Here is a 17,929-nt window from a genome sequence, read left to right as displayed (position 1 = left end):
CTACAAGGTACTACTGCAAAATAATGGTTGATGCTTCAAATTTGCGCAGGCTTAACTGGTAGCCGGATACATGAATGGCGATAGGATCGCCAAGCGGCGCTATGCGCGATACCCTAACCTCTTCGCCGGGCAGGCAACCCATTTCCATCAGCTTAACAGACATTTCCAGGTCAGTAAATTCTTTTACTATTCCGATTTCTCCTATTTCAAGCTGTGAAAGTGTCATTTGCATTTATTTATGACACAAATATATGGTTATTTATACTAAATCCAAATAAGATTAGCGTGATTTTTTATGAAAATGTTGCCGCATTGTAAACTTTAACGGGCGTTTTCTTCATTCCGAAATGCGGGCAGTTGCAATCCTTTTTAAAAAGGCCGCAAGAAGAAAGAATAACGGCGCCAACAACCGCTATAACAACACACCTAAATACTTTCATGATTCAACGCGTTAGATGTAACCAAAACACCAAATATCCCCATACACGCTCCAACAGTATCGGCAAATAAATCGGCCATATCGCCGCTGCGCCAGGTAAAAATGTACATTTGCAGCACTTCTATCAGCGCCCCATAGCTAATTAAAACAATGGTGTTCTTAATAGCTATTTCACTGCGAACTTGGCGCGTTTTAAATTTCCGGATGCTACCGTAGCAGTATAACACAGCAAGCACAAAAAACAATCCGCAGTGCGTTAACTTATCAAACCCAGGGAAGAACAGGCGCGACGAACCAACGCTACCCATAGGTATACTGCATATCACCAAAATAAATAAGGCCCACAAAATAGCGGGCCGGTATGGTTTAATGCGTGCTCCCATTAGGCGCCAATAACGCTTTTATAATCGTCTGCAGTTAATAGGGTTTCGGCATCAGCGACATTTGTTAAACTTATCTTTACCATCCAGCCATCGCCATACGGGTCGGTATTTACCAGTTCTGGTTGGCTATCCAGCAAGGGATTTATTTCTAAAATTTTCCCATCGAGCGGCATAAACAGGTCCGATACCGTTTTTACGGCTTCAACTGTACCAAAAACTTCTTCTTTGGCAACATCCTGGCCTACGGTGTTGATATCTACATAAACAATATCACCCAATTCACCTTGTGCAAACTCGGTGATACCAATTGTAGCTATGTCGCCTTCAACGCGTATCCACTCGTGATCTTTTGTATATTTTAATTCGGCAGGGAAATTCATGTCTGTTTAATTTATGTGTTCAAAAATAATAAAACTTTAAGGTATAACAATGCCCGGCATAATTTTAAACAAGGCAATGAAGTTTCATTTAAAACCAAACACAGCAAACTATGTTAACTATAAAAACAAAAAAATAACCTACAAGATGAAAAAGATTAGTTTAGCAGCAATGATAGCGCTTGCAGCACTATCGTTCCAGGCATGTAACAACGCCGCAAAAGACAGCAAAGAAACAGCCGACAGCGTAAACGCTGTTAAAGACACCACTACCAACGGCAGCACTGGTATTGCAGTTGCTGAAATGGATGCCAAATTTGCAACTGATGCAGCAAGTGCCGGTATGGCAGAAGTTGCGGCAGGCAAAATGGCTGCTGAAAAAGCAACGAACCCGCAGGTAAAAGAATTTGCCAGCATGATGGTAATGGATCACACTAAAGCCAATGAGGAATTAATGGCAATAGCCAAAACAAAAAATATTACACTGCCTACTGCACCTGATGAAGATCACCAGAAAATGGCAGCCGATTTGGGAAAAAAGTCGGGCAAAGAGTTTGATAAAGCTTACGTAGATGCCATGGTAGACGGGCACAAAAAAGTAGCCTCGATGCTGGAAGATGCCTCAAAAAACTGCAAGGACATGGAGCTAATGGCTTTTGCCACCAAAACCCTGCCTACTGTACAGGCTCACTTAGCCAAGATAGAAGCGATACAAAAGGCTATGAAATAAGCTTTGCTTAATCTTTTGAAAGGGACAGGCCATTGGCCCGTCCCTTTTTTTGTGCTGTTGGTTTTGCATAAGGCAGCTCAATTGAATACTTTAGGAGATAAAATTCTCCTGAATGAAAAAGCACCTTCCTTTCCTCTTATTGTTTCTTTTTTGCTGCTCGTTTGTAAAAGCCCAAAGCATCCAGTCCAAAACACAGGGACTTACCAAATACAGCGGTTATTTTAATTTTTATTGGGACGAGAAAGCGGGCAAGATCTATTTGGAGATAGATAAACTGAACCAGGAATTTTTGTACGTAAACTCGCTGCCCGCGGGTGTAGGCTCCAACGACCTTGGGCTCGACCGCGGCCAGATAGGTGATAGCCGCATTGTAAAATTCATTAAAATTGGGCCGAAAGTTTTGCTGATACAGCCTAACTACAACTTCAGGGCGGTGAGTAATAATGCCGATGAGCGAAAATCGGTAGCGGAAGCCTTTGCGCAATCGGCCATTTGGGGTACTACGACTATTGCCGATGATGGCGATAAAGTTTTGATAGACCTTACACCTTTCCTGCTGCGCGATAACCATCACCTGGCAGAAAAGCTGAACAGCAACGACCAGGGCAGTTTTAGTACCGATGAAAGCCGAAGCGCCGTGTTTTTGCCCAATACAAAAAGCTTCCCGGATAACACGGAGTTCGAGGCGATCATCACCTTAGCGGGCAAAGCCAGCGGGGCCGAGCTCAGCTCCGTTACGCCGGATGCAAATGCAGTAACCGTACGGATGCACCAATCGTTCATCAAACTGCCCGACGAGAAGTACAAGCCCCGCAAATTTGATACCCGCTCGGGATATTTCGGCATTGAGTATATGGATTTCGCTACCCCTATTGGCGACCCAATCGTAAAAAGATTGTTAAGCAGGCATCGTTTAGAAAAGAAAGACCCATCGGCCGCCATGAGCGAACCAGTTAAACCTATTGTTTACTATGTAGACCGCGGCGCACCAGAGCCTGTTCGCAGTGCCCTGATAGAAGGTGCCGGCTGGTGGAACCAGGCCTTTGAAGCGGCGGGCTATAAAAATGCTTTTATTGTAAAATTACTGCCCGAGGATGCCGACCCGATGGACGTACGTTATAATATTATCCAATGGATCCACCGATCTACGCGGGGCTGGTCGTACGGCGCCTCTATCAACGACCCGCGTACCGGAGAAATTATTAAAGGGCAGGTATCTTTAGGTTCGCTGCGCGACAGGCAGGATTTTTTGATAGCCGAAGGATTGATACAACCCTACGAAGACGGTAAGCCCGTAAGCGATAAAATGTTGCAACTGGCTTTAGCACGGCTGCGCCAACTGGCGGCACATGAGGTTGGGCATACGCTGGGCCTGCAGCACAATTTTACCGCAAGTGTGAACGACAGAGCATCGGTGATGGATTATCCGCCACCGGTAGTTAGCCTGAATACCGATGGCACCATTGATATAAGCAAAGCCTACAAAACCGAGATAGGCGGTTATGATAAACGCGCCATCTTTTACGGCTACCAGGATTTTGCAAAGGGAACTAACGAGGATGAAGCCCTAAAAGGCATCATCTCCGAAACCATTAAACAAGGGTACTTATACATTTCTGACGAGGATGCCCGCCCCGCCGGCAGCGCGCATCCGCAGGCACATCTTTGGGATAGCGGTAACAATGCCGCCGATGAACTGAACAGGTTGATGATCTTGCGCAAACAGGTACTGGATAACTTCTCTGCAAAGGCCATCCGCCAGGATGCACCTATGGCTACGCTGGAAGAAGTGTTGGTGCCTATGTACCTCATCCACCGTTACCAAACCGAGGCGGCATCAAAAATGCTGGGCGGCTTATATTATAGCTTCGCGCTTAAAAACGACGGGCAAACCATCACCAAATTTGTGCCCCCCGCAGAGCAGTGGAAAGCTTTTGATGCCCTGATGGGAACAATAACACCGGAAGCCCTGGCATTGCCCGAAAAATTAATAGCGATGATCCCCCCGCGCCCTACTGGTTATCCCCGCACCCGGGAAACATTTAAATCGCGTACCGGCGTAACGTTCGACCCGATGGCTGCTGCCGAATCAGCGGCGGGCACCACCTTATCATTTATGCTGCACCCTGAGCGGGCCGCAAGACTGATAGAATACCAATCGCGCGATAACACGCAGCCCGGCTTACTCCCTGTGCTGAATAAATTAGTAGCCAAAACCTGGAAAGCCCCGCAGCCTATAGGATACAAGGGCGAATTGCAAAGGCTGATAAATAATTTAACACTGAAACAAATACTACAGTTAGCCGCGAACACCAATGCCGCCGAAAATGTCCGCAGCATTGCGTTGCTCCAAATAGACGACCTTAAAAAATGGATGCAAAGCGTTTTGCCAATGGCCACCGATAGCCGCAAAGCAAATTTGCTGTTCGGCTTATCGCAGATTAGCCAGTTTGAGAAAACACCGGATAAATTCCAGCCGGCAAAACCATTGGTGATGCCAGATGGCTCGCCCATTGGCGCGGATGAGGATATGAGCCATTAATAATTAAACAAAAGCAGCTATCTTGCGGCGGCTTAAACACAAATAACATGGCAGCAACAATAGTAACCGGGTTAATGGCCTATGGCATGTCGGGCAGAATATTCCATGCACCCTTCATCCATACCAACCCCAATTTCACCTTAAAAGGAATTGTAGAGCGCAATCAAAAAAACGCGTCTGCGATTTACCCGGATATAATTAGCTATAACAGCATTGACGAATTGCTGAACGACGCGGAGGTAGAACTGATCATTGTAAATACGCCCAGCAACCTGCATCTGGAACACGCCATAAAGGCTTTGCGGGCAGGTAAGCACGTACTGGTAGAAAAACCCGCCGCTGCAACTGCGGCCCAGGTAAAAGAGCTATTTGATGTTGGCCGCGAAACGGGCAAACATATCATGATCTATCAAAACCGCCGGTACGATAGCGGCTTTTTATCCACCAAAGCTGTTATCGAAAGTGGTCGGCTGGGTACTTTGCAGGAAGTTATCTTTCGGATGGACCGCTATAAGGCGCAACTTGGTGTAAAGGCATTTAAAGAAACAAAAGACACCCCGGCTAACGGCCTGGTTTACGATCTTGGCCCGCACCTGATAGATAATGTTATCGCGCTGTTTGGCCGTCCATTATCTTTCCATAAAACTACCGGCATGTATCGCGAGGGCTCTGAAGTGCCGGATTATTTCCACTTTCACCTGACGTATCCAAACCAGTTGAATGTTTATTTAACCGCAGGCCTGTTGATGGCAGAAGAACAACCGGGATTTGTGGTGAACGGTACCTTAGGTAGTTTTATAAAGGCCCGAACCGATGTACAGGAAGCCCAACTGGATAAAGGCATGATGCCAAACGACGAGGCTTACGGACTTGAACCCGAAGGCAGCGAAGGCAAACTGGTAACAATTGGTGTAGATAATAAAAAAACAACCGAGGCTATTGCTTCCGACAAAGGTGATTATATGCAAATATTTGATGCCGTTTATCATACCGTGCGTAATAATGCGTTATTCCCTATAACAGAAGAACATATTGCCTGGCAGTTGGAACTCCTGGAAGCTTAATAAAATTAACCCCCTGTTTCGCTTAAATATAAAATGAAGAAATTACTATTCGCCATTACCCTGCTCATAGCGGCAGGATGCTCAAAAGCCCAGCCCCCGGTAATTGCGCCCTACAAAATGCTTAAACTGGATAACACCTGGACCACCCCTGCCGACCTGAAAAAGAACAAGCCGGTGATGCTGATCTACTTTGCGCCGGATTGCAGCCATTGCCAAAAGCTTATTTATGACATGAAACCGGTGATGAAAAGCTTTAAAGATATCCAGGTAGTGATGATCACCTTTACCGATATCCGCATGGTAAAAACCTTTAATGATGATTTTGGCCTGTCAGCTTATAAAAATTTCACCTTAGGCACCGAGGGATATACCTACGCCGTACAAAAATATTATCAGCTAAAAACCACGCCATACATTGCCATTTATGCCAAAGATGGCCACTTGGTACAGGCATACGAGAAAGTGCCAAAGATCACGGATTTGGTGGCGGCTGTTAAGAAAACGTAAAGGAGTGGAAAATCAAAGTCGAAAGTTTAAGGTAGCAAAAAAGCCACCGCTGCGATTGCGATAAGGGTTAACATAACTTAACACAATTTCAATCTACAAATTTCAAATAACTGATAATCAATAATTTAAAAACAATCAGGGTTAACATATTTTCACCATAATAGTGTCACCATGACCCAGGTGCAAGGTAGCCATCATGTGAACCAAACATTAAGTTGAAGTGCAATTCCGCTCTGCCAAGTGGCCACAAGCCAGGACGCTTTTGGCAGCGAAAAGGAGTAGAAAAAACCTATTAAAACAAAAATCCCCGGTTACTAAGTAGCCGGGGATTTTCGTTTATTGGATATCTTAGAAATTACTCGCCGCCGGTATGGTCGTGCGCGTGTTCTTCTCTGAATAGTTTCGCGCTGAAGAAATCGTTGTTCATGCGCGCTATGTTCGTTAGAGTGATCTCTTTAGGGCATTCTGCTTCGCAGGCACCAGTGTTGGTACAGTTACCAAAGCCTTCTTCGTCCATTTGGGCAACCATGGCTTGCACGCGGCTGTAACGCTCTGGCTGGCCTTGTGGCAATAAACCTAACTGGGTAATTTTTGCAGATACAAACAGCATAGCAGATGCATTTTTACATGCTGCCACGCAAGCACCGCAACCAATACAGGTAGCCGAGTTGAAAGCCTCATCAGCAACAACTTTAGGGATCAGGATAGCGTTAGCATCCTGCGCGCCACCGGTATTAACCGAAATAAAACCGCCTGCCTGTTGGATCCTGTCGAACGCAGAACGATCTGTACCCAGGTCTTTTATCACCGGGAACGCTGCCGAACGCCATGGCTCGATAGTAATGGTTTCGCCATCACTAAAAGTACGCATGTGCAGCTGGCAGGTGGTAATGGCTTTTTTAGGCCCATGTGGGTGACCGTTAATATATAAAGAGCATGACCCGCAGATACCTTCGCGGCAATCGTGGTCAAAATAAATTGGCTCATCATTCTTTTTGGTAAGGCTTTCGTTCACCACATCCAGCATTTCCAGGAACGACATATCCTCAGAAATACCTTCTGCCTTATAGGTAACAAATTTACCTGCCGTTTGTGAATTTTTTTGGCGCCATACTTTCAGCGTCAGATTCATGTTTCCAGTACTCATCTTTTTATTGAGTTTTGGTATCAGATGATTGGTATCAAGTAGTTAGTATCAAGTAGCAAGACAAAAATCTAACTACTTGATACTAACTACTTGATACTTATCCCTGCTACTATTTATAACTTCTCTGTGATAACTTAACATTTTCGAAGATCAGTTCTTCTTTATGAAGTTCTTCTTCCTGATCTTCACCTTTAAATTCCCATGCCGATACGAACGCGAAATTTTCGTCGTCGCGCAAGGCTTCGCCCTCCGGTGTTTGCGATTCTAACCGGAAGTGGCCACCGCATGATTCACGGCGTGCCAAAGCATCCGTCACCATCAGTTCGCCCAGTTCTATAAAGTCGGCAACGCGACCGGCTCTTTCGAGGGCCGCATTTACTTCGTCGTTCTCGCCGGTTACTATGGCATTTTTCCAGAAATCAGCCTTCAAAGCTTTTATCAACCCTTTCGCGTGGGTCAGTCCTTCTTCGGTACGTGCCATCCCGCAATATTCCCACATAATATGGCCAAGCTCGCGGTGGTATTCCACAACTGTTTTGTTGCCTTTTAATGCAAGCAGTTTGTTGTTGTAGGCAATAACCTCCTGTTTTGTTTTTTCGAATGCCGGGTGGTTTTTATCTACCGGTTTTGGGCCGATAGTAGCCAGATAATCGCCGAGGGTGTAAGGGATAACAAAGTAACCGTCAGATAGACCTTGCATCAGTGCAGATGCACCAAGACGGTTTGCACCGTGATCGCTAAAGTTACACTCGCCCATGGCATAAAGGCCCGGTACGTTTGTGCTTAAGTTATAATCAACCCAAAGGCCGCCCATGGTATAGTGTACCGCCGGGTAAATGCGCATAGGTTGCTTGTAAGGGTTTTCGTCGGTAATTTGATAGTACATATCAAACAGGTTACCATATTTTGCCCTTACGGTATCTTCGCCTAAGCGTTGGATAGCCTCGGCAAAATCGAGGTATACGGCTAAGCCAGTTGTACCAACACCGCGGCCCTCGTCGCTCATTTCTTTGGCGTTACGTGAGGCCACGTCGCGCGGAACAAGGTTACCAAACGATGGGTATTTTCTTTCGAGGAAGTAATCTCTTTCGTCTTCTTTTACCTGTGCTGCAGTAATCTCCTTCTTCTGGAGCTTGTTAGCAACCTCCACAGTTTTTGGTGCCCAAACACGGCCATCGTTACGCAACGATTCCGACATCAGCGTAAGCTTGCTCTGGTGATCGCCGGTAACCGGGATACAGGTTGGGTGAATTTGGGTATAACAAGGGTTGGCAAAGAATGCACCACGTTTGTGCGCGCGCCATGCTGCGGTTACATTTGAACCGATTGCGTTGGTAGACAGGTAAAACACGTTGCCATAACCACCTGTTGCTAATAAAACCGCGTGACCTGCATGTGTTTCTATCTCGCCGGTTTTTAGGTTACGGGTAACAATACCTTTCGCCTGTCCGTCAATAGTAACCACATCCAGCATTTCGGTGCGGGTGTACATTTTCACCTTACCTAAATGGATCTGGCGGTTCAGTGCCGAGTAGGCGCCTAACAATAGCTGTTGTCCTGTTTGGCCACGTGCGTAAAATGTACGCGATACCTGCGAACCACCGAAAGACCGGTTATCAAGCAAGCCGCCATATTCGCGGGCAAATGGTACGCCCTGTGCAACGCACTGGTCGATGATATTTACCGATACTTCTGCCAGGCGGTACACGTTACCTTCACGGGCACGATAGTCACCGCCTTTAATGGTATCGTAAAACAACCGGTAAACGCTGTCGCCGTCGTTCTGATAGTTTTTTGCTGCGTTGATACCACCCTGTGCCGCAATAGAGTGCGCACGGCGCGGGCTATCCTGGAAACAAAACGATTTAACGTTGTAACCAAGCTCGGCCAATGATGCAGCAGCAGATGCGCCGGCTAAACCGGTACCTACAATTATAACATCGTATTTACGCTTGTTAGCGGGGTTAACCAGCTTTAAGTTAAATTTATGCTTGCTCCATTTTTCGGCCAGCGGGCCCTGCGGAATTTTAGCATCTAAACTCATTCTTTTCTAATTTTTTATTTAGTGAGTGGTTGATTTAGTGAATGGTGAGTGGTTGGCTCCGTCTAATCAACCTGTTCTAACTTATCAACTACTTATTTAAACTCAAGTAAAAATAATATATTGGCATCAGGGCGAATCCTATCGGGATAATAACCCCGAAGAACCATGTACCGAAGAAGTAAACTATCGGCTGGTACTTACGGTGCACCCATCCCAGCGTGCGGAACGCGCTCTGGAAACCATGCAGCAAGTGGAACGCTACCGCGGCAATTGCAATTACGTAGAATGCAACATACCATAGTTTGCTAAAGCTCTCCTGCACACGGGCGTGAATATCTTTCACCCTTACAATTTCTACATTGTTTTCTGTAGAGATAGATCTTTCAAAATCGGCAACTTGCGGAACGTATTCGCCAACAGTAGTTACATTGGTTGCCAGGTCGGTACGGTACTCTTTAAATTTAAGTACGTTATCATACTTGTAGCTAAACCAAAAATCGCTCATGTGGATCACAATGAACAACAACAGGATAGAACCTAAAAGCCCCATGTTTTTTGACGACCATGACGCGTCAGATTTTGGCTGTACGGCGTAACCTACAGGCCTTGCACTACGGTTTTTAAGGGTCAATACCAAAGCATACACCGCATGCACAATAATGCTGATGTAAAGGATGTACGCGATAACTTCGATAGGAGGAAAATGCGTTAAGAAATTTGCGTAGCTGTTAAATGCAAAACCCTGGTCGTGTTTAAAAAGCAACAAGTTGCCGCCCAGGTGAACAATTAAAAAAGTACACAAAAACAAGCCAGTTAAAGCCATAATCAGCTTCTTTCCCAGTGATGAGTTAAAGGTTTGTTTGAATTCGCTCATTATTGATTCAGATTTATTTAGGCAAAAGTATTTATTAAAAGCCAAAAGATATAAATGGTTTCGGCTTTAGATAGGGATTATCATTATTTAGAAACAATCTAAAAGAATAAAACCGAAATGGGTCTGTTTGTGTTCCATTGGTAATGTACAGTAAGTTATGTTCACGGTGTTCACGCTCACACCGTGAACACCGTGAACATTTATAAAAAACTCATAATCAGTTGTTTAAAAATTAATGGGTGGTGTCAATATTGTGTCACCGCCAATATTGTTGCTGTTAACTATTTTCGCGAGTCACAGTTACCTGCTGAATGCTGCCACAAGGCGCTACAGAACGGGCCAACCTACCGCCATTACAATTCCGCAATATTCTAATGGATTCAACCGCAGAAACTACACACCTCCCACTTTTTCAAAAATCTTTATGGAAACCGCTTTACATCTGCATCCTACCTGCAAAACCAGCCAATTATGAAACTACTTTCTTTACCTATCCTCGTTCTGTTGCTGTTCATACAAACGGCAACCGCCCAATCTCCCCAGCTTACTGTTGATGGCAAAAGCAATAACGGCGTAACACTACAAAACTTAAAAATTGATGTGGCCATTTATGGCAATATCAGTCGCACCACCTGGCAAATGACGTTCCACAATTCCACCAACCGGATATTGGAAGGCACGCTGCTATTCCCGCTGAAAGATGGCGTGAGCGTAAGCAGGTACGCCCTGGATATTAACGGCAAAATGCGCGAAGCTGTACCTGTGGACCGTGGCAAAGGCACAGTAGTTTTTGAATCTATAGAGCGCCGCCGGGTAGACCCGGGTTTGTTAGAGAAGGTAGCCGGCAATACTTTCCGCACGCGCATCTACCCTATTAATCCAAACAGCACCCGTACCGTTATTATCGGTTACGAAGAAGAGATCCCTATGGCGGCAAACGGCAGCTTGAAGTTCACGCTGCCGCTTAACTTACAGGATACCGTAAAAACATTCGCGCTTACAGCATCAGTTGTGCAAAGTGCCACAGCCCCGGTTGCCGATGATACCAGTGCTTATGAACTAAAATTCGACAAGCATCAAAACACTTATTCATCATCTATAGAAAAAACGAACTACACACCCGGCCACTCCCTGTCGTTCTATATCCCCAAACCAAAAGATGTTGCTGAGGTGATGATACAGGCGCAGGGCAATAAATACTATTGGTTTATTAATACCGCCATCCCGGCACAAACCACCAACAAGCTATTGCCGCATAGCATTGGTTTACTTTGGGATGCATCGCTCAGCGCAGCTAACCGCGATGTAAAAAAAGAGCTTGCCCTTCTGGATGCTTATTTTAAAAAGCTGAACAATGCCCAGGTAAACCTCATCGCTTTCAGCAACGTTGTTTTAAAAAACAAATCCTACACCATTACCAACGGCAACTGGGATGCCCTTAAAACCGACCTGGAACATACCACTTATGATGGCGCAACAAATTTAGCCAGGCTCGACCTCAACAAATACCCTGCTGATGAATATTTATTGATGAGCGACGGGCACCAAACCTTTGGCGAAGGGCAAATAAAATTAAACGGCAAGCCGGTTTACTGCATCAACTCATCCGCAGCGGCAGATTACAGCAATCTGAAACTAATAACCCAAAAAACGAACGGCGAGTTGATAGACCTGACCAGGGATGATGTAGCCAAAGCGATGAGCACCCTCACCATTCAGCCACTACGCTTTTTAGGCATTAAAGCGGGCAGCACCGTGGAGGATAATTATCCATCGCTGCCTGTTACAGTGAGCGGCGCATTCTCTTTAGCGGGTATTACTAAAAACCCTAACCAAACCATCACCCTGCAATATGGCTACGGCAACAGAGTAAGTGTAGAAAAACAGGTTACGCTCGATCTGCAGGCAAACGCCGTGGATAACGTGGATGTGGCCAAACTATGGGCGCAGAAAAAGATAACTGAACTGGATATTAATTATGATGATAACCGCCAGGAGATAGAATCATTGGGCAAACGGTTTGGCATTGTTACCCGCAACACCTCGCTTATTGTGTTGGAAACCATAAACGACTACATACAATATGGCATTGAACCACCGACGGAGTTAAGGGCGCAATACGATGCCATTATGAAGCAAAGGAGAAACAATGATGATGAGCCGAAGGCGGCCGATGCAAATCTTATTGGGGCAGAAAATATGCTGCAAACCCTCACCGAATGGTGGAATACAGATTTTACACCGAAACCCACTCCAAAACCGGCAAAACAGGTTGTTAAGCCGCGCGCTGTTGCAAGCAATCCGGTAGCGCCACAACCAGTGAGGCACGTCCTGAGCAATGGCTTAAATGGGAATAACCGCCTGATAACCGGCAGGGTTTTAGATAAAGCAACCGGGGAGCCCATTGTGGGGGCTACCGTAACTGCAAGGGGAACAACTATAGGTACCCAAACCAACTTAAGCGGTAACTTTAGCATAGGCCTGCCCGCAGGTACGGCCTTACAGATATCCTATATTGGGTATACCAGCTGGCAAAGTACACCTCATGTAAACGGCCTGGTTAATGTTAGCCTGGCGGCATCTTCTGCCAATTTGAATGAGGTTGTGGTTCTTGGTTATGGCTCGGTTAGGCGACGGGATGTTACTGGTTCGGTATCGACCATTAATGCTACAACATACAAAGCGAATGCAGGGAATGATAAGGAATCGGAGCCGCGAATGGTAGGAAACATTGCCCCGAACGCAAATGCAGATGTCCGCGTAGAAACCACAGCTGCCACAACAATAGTCACAGAGAAAAATATTGACAGACCGATCACTGGAATGGCATATGGCCTATCAGGACGAGTTGCCGGCCTGGCGGTGCAATCGCCAAATGTTGCAATTGACCAAACATTGGCAGGGCAGGCTTCCGGGGTTACCGTAGTAACGCAAGGTGCGCCGGGTAGTAATACGAACGTATCTGTCAGAGGCACTTCCGCGATAGGCGCGGCTAAACCCTTATATGTAATAGATGGTGTACAGGGTGGTAGTTTAGAAGGATTAAACCCAAATGATATCCAATCTATTGATGTATTAAAAGATGCCGGAGCAACCGCTATCTATGGTAGTAGTGGTAGTAACGGCGTTATTGTAGTAACCACCAAAAAAGGCGCGGCGGCAAAACCTGTGGTACCGGCTCCCGATTCTGTTGCCAACCCTACGCCCCAACCAGAAGGCATCACCATCGCCTACAAAGCACCGGATGCCGACTACCTGAAAACCATCCAAAAAGCAGGCAAAGCAGGTCAGTACCAAAAATACCTGGAGTTGCGTACCGCCTTCGCCGCTAACCCGGTTTACTATTTTGATGTGGCCGATTATTTCATAAAAACAGGCGACAAAGAATTAGGCCTGCGGATACTAAGCAACCTGGCCGAAATGGGGCTGGATAGCTACGAGCTATACAAAATGCTCGGCTACAAATTAAAACAGCTTGGCGATTATGAAGCCGCGCTCTTCGTATTCAAAAAGATAACCGAATTGCGCCCGCTTGATCCGCAAAGCTTCCGCGATTATGGGCAGGCATTGGACGACGCAGGCAAACACCAGCAAGCCTTGGATGTGCTTTATAAAGCCATGGTAACCAGTTACACCAGGGATGCCGAAAACCTTTATGATGGGATTGAAGAGATCTTCCTGCCGGAGATAAACAGGATAATAGCCTTGAACAAAGGCAAGGTAAACGTTTCGGGCATTTCAAAAAAGGTGATCAAATCGCTCCCGGCAGATATCCGCATTGTGATGGACTGGAATATGAACAATACCGATATTGACCTGTGGGTAACCGACCCCAACGGTGAAAAATGCCTTTACAGTCACAACCGCACTCAATTGGGTGGCCGCATATCTGACGACATGACCCAGGGTTTTGGCCCAGAGCAGTTCCTGTTGAAGAAAGCCATCAAAGGCACTTATAAAATTGAGATAAACTATTATGGCGATACCCAGGCTACCATTGCAGGGCCTACTACTGTAATGGCCGAATTGTTTACTCACTATGGCAGTCCGCAGGAGAAAAAAGAACTGATCGTACTGCAAATGCAAAAAGATGCTAAAGGCGCGGTATACATAGGCGACCTTGATTTTAAGTAAGTGTTGATTTACCGGGGCGGTAGCAATGCCGCTCCGGTTTTTTATAGCAAACAATTTTTGGCGGTCAATTTTTTTCGTTTATTTAGGGCTACTAAACCATCCGCATGAAAATACTTTACACAGCGTCGCTCCTACTGTTATTCGCATCTTGTAAACAAGCCCCCAAATTAGATATAAGCATTAAGGCCGATGGTGTTGCCAACGGCGTTGTATTATTGAAACAGGCCAATGAACTTACTTTTAATGAGCCGCTTAAAAACGGTGAGCTTACTAAAAGTACTCAATTGCAAGCACCCGGCTACTACAGCCTCAGCGTAATTGATAACAACAAGCCCATCACCTCCAAAATAGCTTACGATATTTACCTGGAGAACGGGAGCTACACCATCCAAACCAACCCGGCCAAGCCTGCGGATTACCCTGCCATTACCACAACATCGGCACCGCAAAAAGAACTTAACGAGTACTATCAATTGCTGGACAAGTATACCGGAGCCATGGATCGTAAAATAGATTCGTTAACCCGCTACCTGCAATCAAACACTGTGGCGGCTTTGTCAAAACAAGACCGTGCCGCGTTGTACACCAGCACCCGCGAGGTACAAAAAGCGCGCCGCCTGTTAGATTTGAAAGTGCTTAAAGAATACACCGACAAATACCCCAAAGCTAAAATTGGCGCACATATTATTGTGCAGGTGTACTACCCCGAATACGCAGAGGCATACAACGAGCTTTTTCAAAAGCTGCCGGATGATGTGAAGTTGAGCGATGATGGCTTAAAGATCCGCAACAAACTGGGCAATATGCTTAGCCAGGTTGCCGGTGCAGACGCCCCGGATATTGCCGGCACAACGCCCGATGGCAAACCTTTCAACAAAAAAGCCATCGACAAAAAGATCACCCTTGTAGAGTTTTGGAAACCAAGCAACGAAACCAGCGACCTGATCCATAAGCAACTGGTAAAAGGCATCATCCTCACCCCTGCCGATCAAAAAAACTTTGGTGTGGTAACGGTTGCTTTAGATGATAAAAAAGACGTTTGGCTAAAAGCTATTAAAAACGACAATAAGCCATGGCAGCAATTACAGGATGGCGATGCATCGACAAATGTGACGAAATGGGAAATAAATACACTACCAACATTTATGCTGGTTGATAAGAACTGGAAGACGATCAAATCAAACGTACCCTTCGGCGAGATAGATACCGAGGTGCATGAATATTTGAAGACGCATTAACTGATAGCGATCACTTTATCTTTCAGCACGCCAAAAATACTGTCATTCTTTTGGCTGCGGATGGCAACCTTGCCGGTAAACCTGCCAAAGGAGGGTAATATGGCCTGATTTTTACCAAACGCAAAACAAGGCAGGGTAATACTCTGCCTGCCCCGGCCCACCAAATTAACCCCAGGGTGGATATGTCCGCATAGCACGTAGCCTCCTTCGGCTCTTACGGCAGGGTCGGCGAGGGGGTGGTGCAGCATCAGGAAGGGGCCAACAGTTAATTCTTCCGTCAGTACTATATCTAATGCCAGGTAATGTTTATCGTGAATTATATCGTGGTTACCTTTTACCAGGATGATCTGCAGCTTGGGGAACTGTTTGCGCCACATTACAAACCAATCCCAATCGGCGTTCAGGTCGCTGTGGAACAGGTCGCCCAGGAAAATTATTTTTTCGGGGCGATGTTCGGCAATGAGGTCTGATAGCATGGCCAGGTCATCCTGCTCCATATCGCGCGGAATAGCTATTCCCGCCTTGCGGAAATGCCCAACCTTACCCAAATGTACATCGGCAGCAATCAGGGCTTTCTCCTGTTGCCAGTAAATAGCCTTCTGCGGAAGCAATAAAAGATCCTGGTCTAAAAAATTAAAAGGGGTACCCGCACTCATCGTCATATCGGTGGCAAAGATACACCTCACCCAAACCCTCTCCAAAGGAGAGGGAGCAAAAGCAAAAATATTTTTCTTACCACCTTCTCCTTTGGCGAGGGCCGGAATGGAGTTAAACAAAGGAACCCGGCTCATCGCCGGGTTCCTTTATTAAAATAAATACTTTAAATTACTGTATTTCGAAAACGTTGCTGAAGCTGCCACCGTTTGGATAGTAGCCGGTGATGATCAGTCTGCCGTTTTTAAGGTTGGTGATCACGTTGTCCATATCATTAACACTGTTGATGGGTTGCTTGTTGATAGACGTAATAACCGACCCTACCGGGATCTCGGTATCATCAAATATCCCGCCTGCACGCACCTGGGTTACCAGCACACCGGAGTTTACATGGAACTTGGTTTTTTGTGCCTGGCTTAACGGCTGGAAGCCTGCGCCCAGCTTGTTAAACAATTCCGACGCTGATTTAGAAAGCGCTGCAGATTTAGCAACCGGGGCTTCCGCTTTAAGCGTTACATCAAAATTCTTTTCGCTGCCGTTACGCAGTACGGTTATTTTGATGTTATCGCCTGGTTGTAAACGGGCTACACGCTCCTGCAGGTCAGATGACTCGTAAACGGTGTTACCTTCTACTTTGGTAATGATATCACCTGGCTGGATGCCGGCTTTCTCGGCGCCGCCACCTTCAACTAAAGAGTTTACGTAAAGGCCGTTTGTTTTGTCGGTTTTTAAGCCTTGCGCGGCTTCGGGGTCGCTCAGGTCAGCAAAGCTGATACCGATGTACCCGCGTTTAACCGAACCGAATTTTTTGATATCGTTTAATACCTTTTTAGCCAAATTCACAGGGATGGCAAAGCCATAACCTTCGTATGAGCCGGTATGCGAAGCGATAGCCGCGTTGATCCCGATCAGCTCGCCGGCAGTGTTTACCAATGCGCCACCGCTGTTACCAGGGTTAATAGCCGCATCTGTTTGGATGAACGATTCGATCCCCTTACGAAGGGTTGGGTTTTGTTGCGTAACCGGGCCAAACGGATTCTGGTCCTGGTCTTCATCATCATCCTTACCAATAATATTAATGCTACGCCCTTTCGCGCTGACAATACCCGCGGTAACAGTTGATGTTAATTTAAAAGGGTTACCCACTGCCAGCACCCACTCGCCAACGCGAACGGCATCAGAGTTACCCAATTTTACAATGGGCAGGTTGGTAGCGTTAATTTTTATTAAAGCAAGGTCGGTATTAGGGTCGGTACCGATCACTTTCGCCTCAAACTGGCGGTGATCGTTGGTAACGATAGTAATCTTCTCGGCTTTTGCCACCACGTGGTTGTTGGTAACAATATAGCCATCAGGAGAGATAATTACACCCGAACCCGATGCCATTTGCGGGCCTTGCGGCCTCGTGCGCTGGCCAAACATCTGGCCAAACATTTGTTCAAACTGATCCTGGTTACCGCCGCTTTTTGCAGCGTAAGTAGTGCGGATATAAACAACCGCCGGGGTAACCTCTGCTGCAGCCTGTGTAAAATCTGCCGTACCGGCCGATGATACCACGGGCGCGGCTGAACGGTTGCTGGCAAAATAAACCTTTTGCTTGTCTTCGAAACTCATGCCCTGGTCGTACTTGTTTTCGGCAAACTTATACACGCCTAAGGCTAAGGCACCGCCCGCGAAGGCGGTCAATAGTGTTAAACCAAACTTTTTCATATTTTTCTTCAATTCTCTTTTATGTTTACGATATGATCTATCGGCATTCAAATTTAATACCATATAGACGACATAAACAATGATAA

The 17,929-nt window shown here is 46.1% G+C and carries 14 protein-coding genes; 6 read left to right on the top strand and 8 right to left on the bottom strand.

Features of this window, described 5'->3' with window-relative positions:
* Positions 1–10 precede the first annotated feature (10 nt).
* The 3 genes from EPL05_RS23265 to gcvH form a co-directional block, all read right to left on the bottom strand.
* A complete protein-coding gene (locus tag EPL05_RS23265) occupies positions 11–226 on the bottom strand; it encodes a FeoA family protein (RefSeq protein WP_128536383.1) in 216 nt (71 codons plus the stop codon).
* Between the two features lie 200 nt (positions 227–426).
* Positions 427–822 (bottom strand): VanZ family protein, encoded by a 396-nt coding sequence (locus EPL05_RS23260; RefSeq protein ID WP_128536382.1) that lies wholly within the window; start codon positions 820–822, stop codon positions 427–429.
* Entirely contained in the window at positions 822–1,202 is a 381-nt protein-coding gene (gcvH, locus tag EPL05_RS23255) for a glycine cleavage system protein GcvH (RefSeq protein WP_128536381.1), read from the bottom strand. Before gcvH ends, EPL05_RS23260 begins: the two co-directional genes overlap by 1 nt.
* A gap of 145 nt (positions 1,203–1,347) precedes the next feature.
* Between gcvH and EPL05_RS23250 the strand changes: the two genes are divergently transcribed.
* The 4 genes from EPL05_RS23250 (at position 1,348) to EPL05_RS23235 (ending at position 6,042) form a co-directional block, all read left to right on the top strand.
* On the top strand, positions 1,348–1,929 hold the full coding sequence (locus tag EPL05_RS23250; RefSeq protein ID WP_128536380.1) for a DUF4142 domain-containing protein: 582 nt from the start codon (positions 1,348–1,350) through the stop codon (positions 1,927–1,929).
* A 112-nt stretch (positions 1,930–2,041) separates the two neighbouring features.
* Positions 2,042–4,471, top strand: a complete 2,430-nt coding sequence (locus tag EPL05_RS23245; RefSeq protein WP_128536379.1) for a zinc-dependent metalloprotease — start codon at positions 2,042–2,044, stop codon at positions 4,469–4,471.
* A 47-nt stretch (positions 4,472–4,518) separates the two neighbouring features.
* Entirely contained in the window at positions 4,519–5,535 is a 1,017-nt protein-coding gene (locus EPL05_RS23240; RefSeq protein ID WP_128536378.1) for a Gfo/Idh/MocA family oxidoreductase, read from the top strand.
* Positions 5,536–5,568: 33 nt separating this feature from the next.
* Positions 5,569–6,042: a TlpA family protein disulfide reductase gene (locus EPL05_RS23235; RefSeq protein ID WP_128536377.1), complete on the top strand. Its 474-nt coding sequence runs from the start codon at positions 5,569–5,571 to the stop codon at positions 6,040–6,042.
* Between the two features lie 355 nt (positions 6,043–6,397).
* Here the strand turns inward: EPL05_RS23235 and EPL05_RS23230 are convergent, their stop codons facing one another.
* From EPL05_RS23230 to EPL05_RS23220, 3 genes are all read right to left on the bottom strand, one after another.
* Positions 6,398–7,189: a succinate dehydrogenase/fumarate reductase iron-sulfur subunit gene (locus EPL05_RS23230; RefSeq protein WP_128536376.1), complete on the bottom strand. Its 792-nt coding sequence runs from the start codon at positions 7,187–7,189 to the stop codon at positions 6,398–6,400.
* Between the two features lie 109 nt (positions 7,190–7,298).
* A complete protein-coding gene (locus EPL05_RS23225) occupies positions 7,299–9,233 on the bottom strand; it encodes a fumarate reductase/succinate dehydrogenase flavoprotein subunit (protein WP_128536375.1) in 1,935 nt (644 codons plus the stop codon).
* Positions 9,234–9,321: 88 nt separating this feature from the next.
* A complete protein-coding gene (locus tag EPL05_RS23220) occupies positions 9,322–10,107 on the bottom strand; it encodes a succinate dehydrogenase cytochrome b subunit (RefSeq protein WP_128536374.1) in 786 nt (261 codons plus the stop codon).
* A gap of 471 nt (positions 10,108–10,578) precedes the next feature.
* Here EPL05_RS23220 and EPL05_RS23215 point away from each other — a divergent pair, with 471 nt between their 5' ends.
* Positions 10,579–14,241 carry a VIT domain-containing protein gene (locus EPL05_RS23215; protein WP_128536373.1) on the top strand — a complete coding sequence of 1,221 codons (3,663 nt, stop codon included), beginning with the start codon at positions 10,579–10,581 and terminating at the stop codon, positions 14,239–14,241.
* Between the two features lie 104 nt (positions 14,242–14,345).
* The gene (locus tag EPL05_RS23210) at positions 14,346–15,479 is read left to right on the top strand and encodes a TlpA family protein disulfide reductase (RefSeq protein ID WP_128536372.1); all 1,134 of its coding nucleotides are present in this window, start codon (positions 14,346–14,348) and stop codon (positions 15,477–15,479) included.
* Here the strand turns inward: EPL05_RS23210 and pdeM are convergent.
* Both pdeM and EPL05_RS23200 read right to left on the bottom strand, forming a co-directional pair.
* A complete protein-coding gene (gene pdeM, locus EPL05_RS23205; protein ID WP_243837368.1) occupies positions 15,476–16,270 on the bottom strand; it encodes a ligase-associated DNA damage response endonuclease PdeM in 795 nt (264 codons plus the stop codon). The two genes, EPL05_RS23210 and pdeM, sit on opposite strands and share 4 nt — an antisense overlap.
* 34 nt (positions 16,271–16,304) lie before the next feature.
* Complete coding sequence (locus EPL05_RS23200; protein WP_208394823.1) at positions 16,305–17,843, bottom strand: Do family serine endopeptidase; 1,539 nt, start codon at positions 17,841–17,843, stop codon at positions 16,305–16,307.
* Between the last annotated feature and the right edge of the window lie 86 nt (positions 17,844–17,929).

The organism is Mucilaginibacter gilvus (assembly GCF_004054195.1).
GTDB lineage: Bacteria > Bacteroidota > Bacteroidia > Sphingobacteriales > Sphingobacteriaceae > Mucilaginibacter > Mucilaginibacter gilvus.
Note: the sequence above shows the minus strand (reverse complement) of the source record. Positions and strands in the feature narration are given on the sequence as shown.

What these genes read in the sequence shown, in the direction of transcription:
- pdeM (WP_243837368.1), bottom strand. Translation starts at nt 16,270, where the DNA reads ATGAGCCGGGTTCCTTTGTTTAACTCCATTCCGGCCCTCGCCAAAGGA.
- EPL05_RS23200 (WP_208394823.1), bottom strand. Translation starts at nt 17,843, where the DNA reads ATGAAAAAGTTTGGTTTAACACTATTGACCGCCTTCGCGGGCGGTGCC.
- gcvH (WP_128536381.1), bottom strand. Translation starts at nt 1,202, where the DNA reads ATGAATTTCCCTGCCGAATTAAAATATACAAAAGATCACGAGTGGATA.
- EPL05_RS23225 (WP_128536375.1), bottom strand. Translation starts at nt 9,233, where the DNA reads ATGAGTTTAGATGCTAAAATTCCGCAGGGCCCGCTGGCCGAAAAATGG.
- EPL05_RS23210 (WP_128536372.1), top strand. Translation starts at nt 14,346, where the DNA reads ATGAAAATACTTTACACAGCGTCGCTCCTACTGTTATTCGCATCTTGT.
- EPL05_RS23215 (WP_128536373.1), top strand. Translation starts at nt 10,579, where the DNA reads ATGAAACTACTTTCTTTACCTATCCTCGTTCTGTTGCTGTTCATACAA.
- EPL05_RS23260 (WP_128536382.1), bottom strand. Translation starts at nt 822, where the DNA reads ATGGGAGCACGCATTAAACCATACCGGCCCGCTATTTTGTGGGCCTTA.
- EPL05_RS23220 (WP_128536374.1), bottom strand. Translation starts at nt 10,107, where the DNA reads ATGAGCGAATTCAAACAAACCTTTAACTCATCACTGGGAAAGAAGCTG.
- EPL05_RS23240 (WP_128536378.1), top strand. Translation starts at nt 4,519, where the DNA reads ATGGCAGCAACAATAGTAACCGGGTTAATGGCCTATGGCATGTCGGGC.
- EPL05_RS23250 (WP_128536380.1), top strand. Translation starts at nt 1,348, where the DNA reads ATGAAAAAGATTAGTTTAGCAGCAATGATAGCGCTTGCAGCACTATCG.
- EPL05_RS23230 (WP_128536376.1), bottom strand. Translation starts at nt 7,189, where the DNA reads ATGAGTACTGGAAACATGAATCTGACGCTGAAAGTATGGCGCCAAAAA.
- EPL05_RS23235 (WP_128536377.1), top strand. Translation starts at nt 5,569, where the DNA reads ATGAAGAAATTACTATTCGCCATTACCCTGCTCATAGCGGCAGGATGC.
- EPL05_RS23265 (WP_128536383.1), bottom strand. Translation starts at nt 226, where the DNA reads ATGACACTTTCACAGCTTGAAATAGGAGAAATCGGAATAGTAAAAGAA.
- EPL05_RS23245 (WP_128536379.1), top strand. Translation starts at nt 2,042, where the DNA reads ATGAAAAAGCACCTTCCTTTCCTCTTATTGTTTCTTTTTTGCTGCTCG.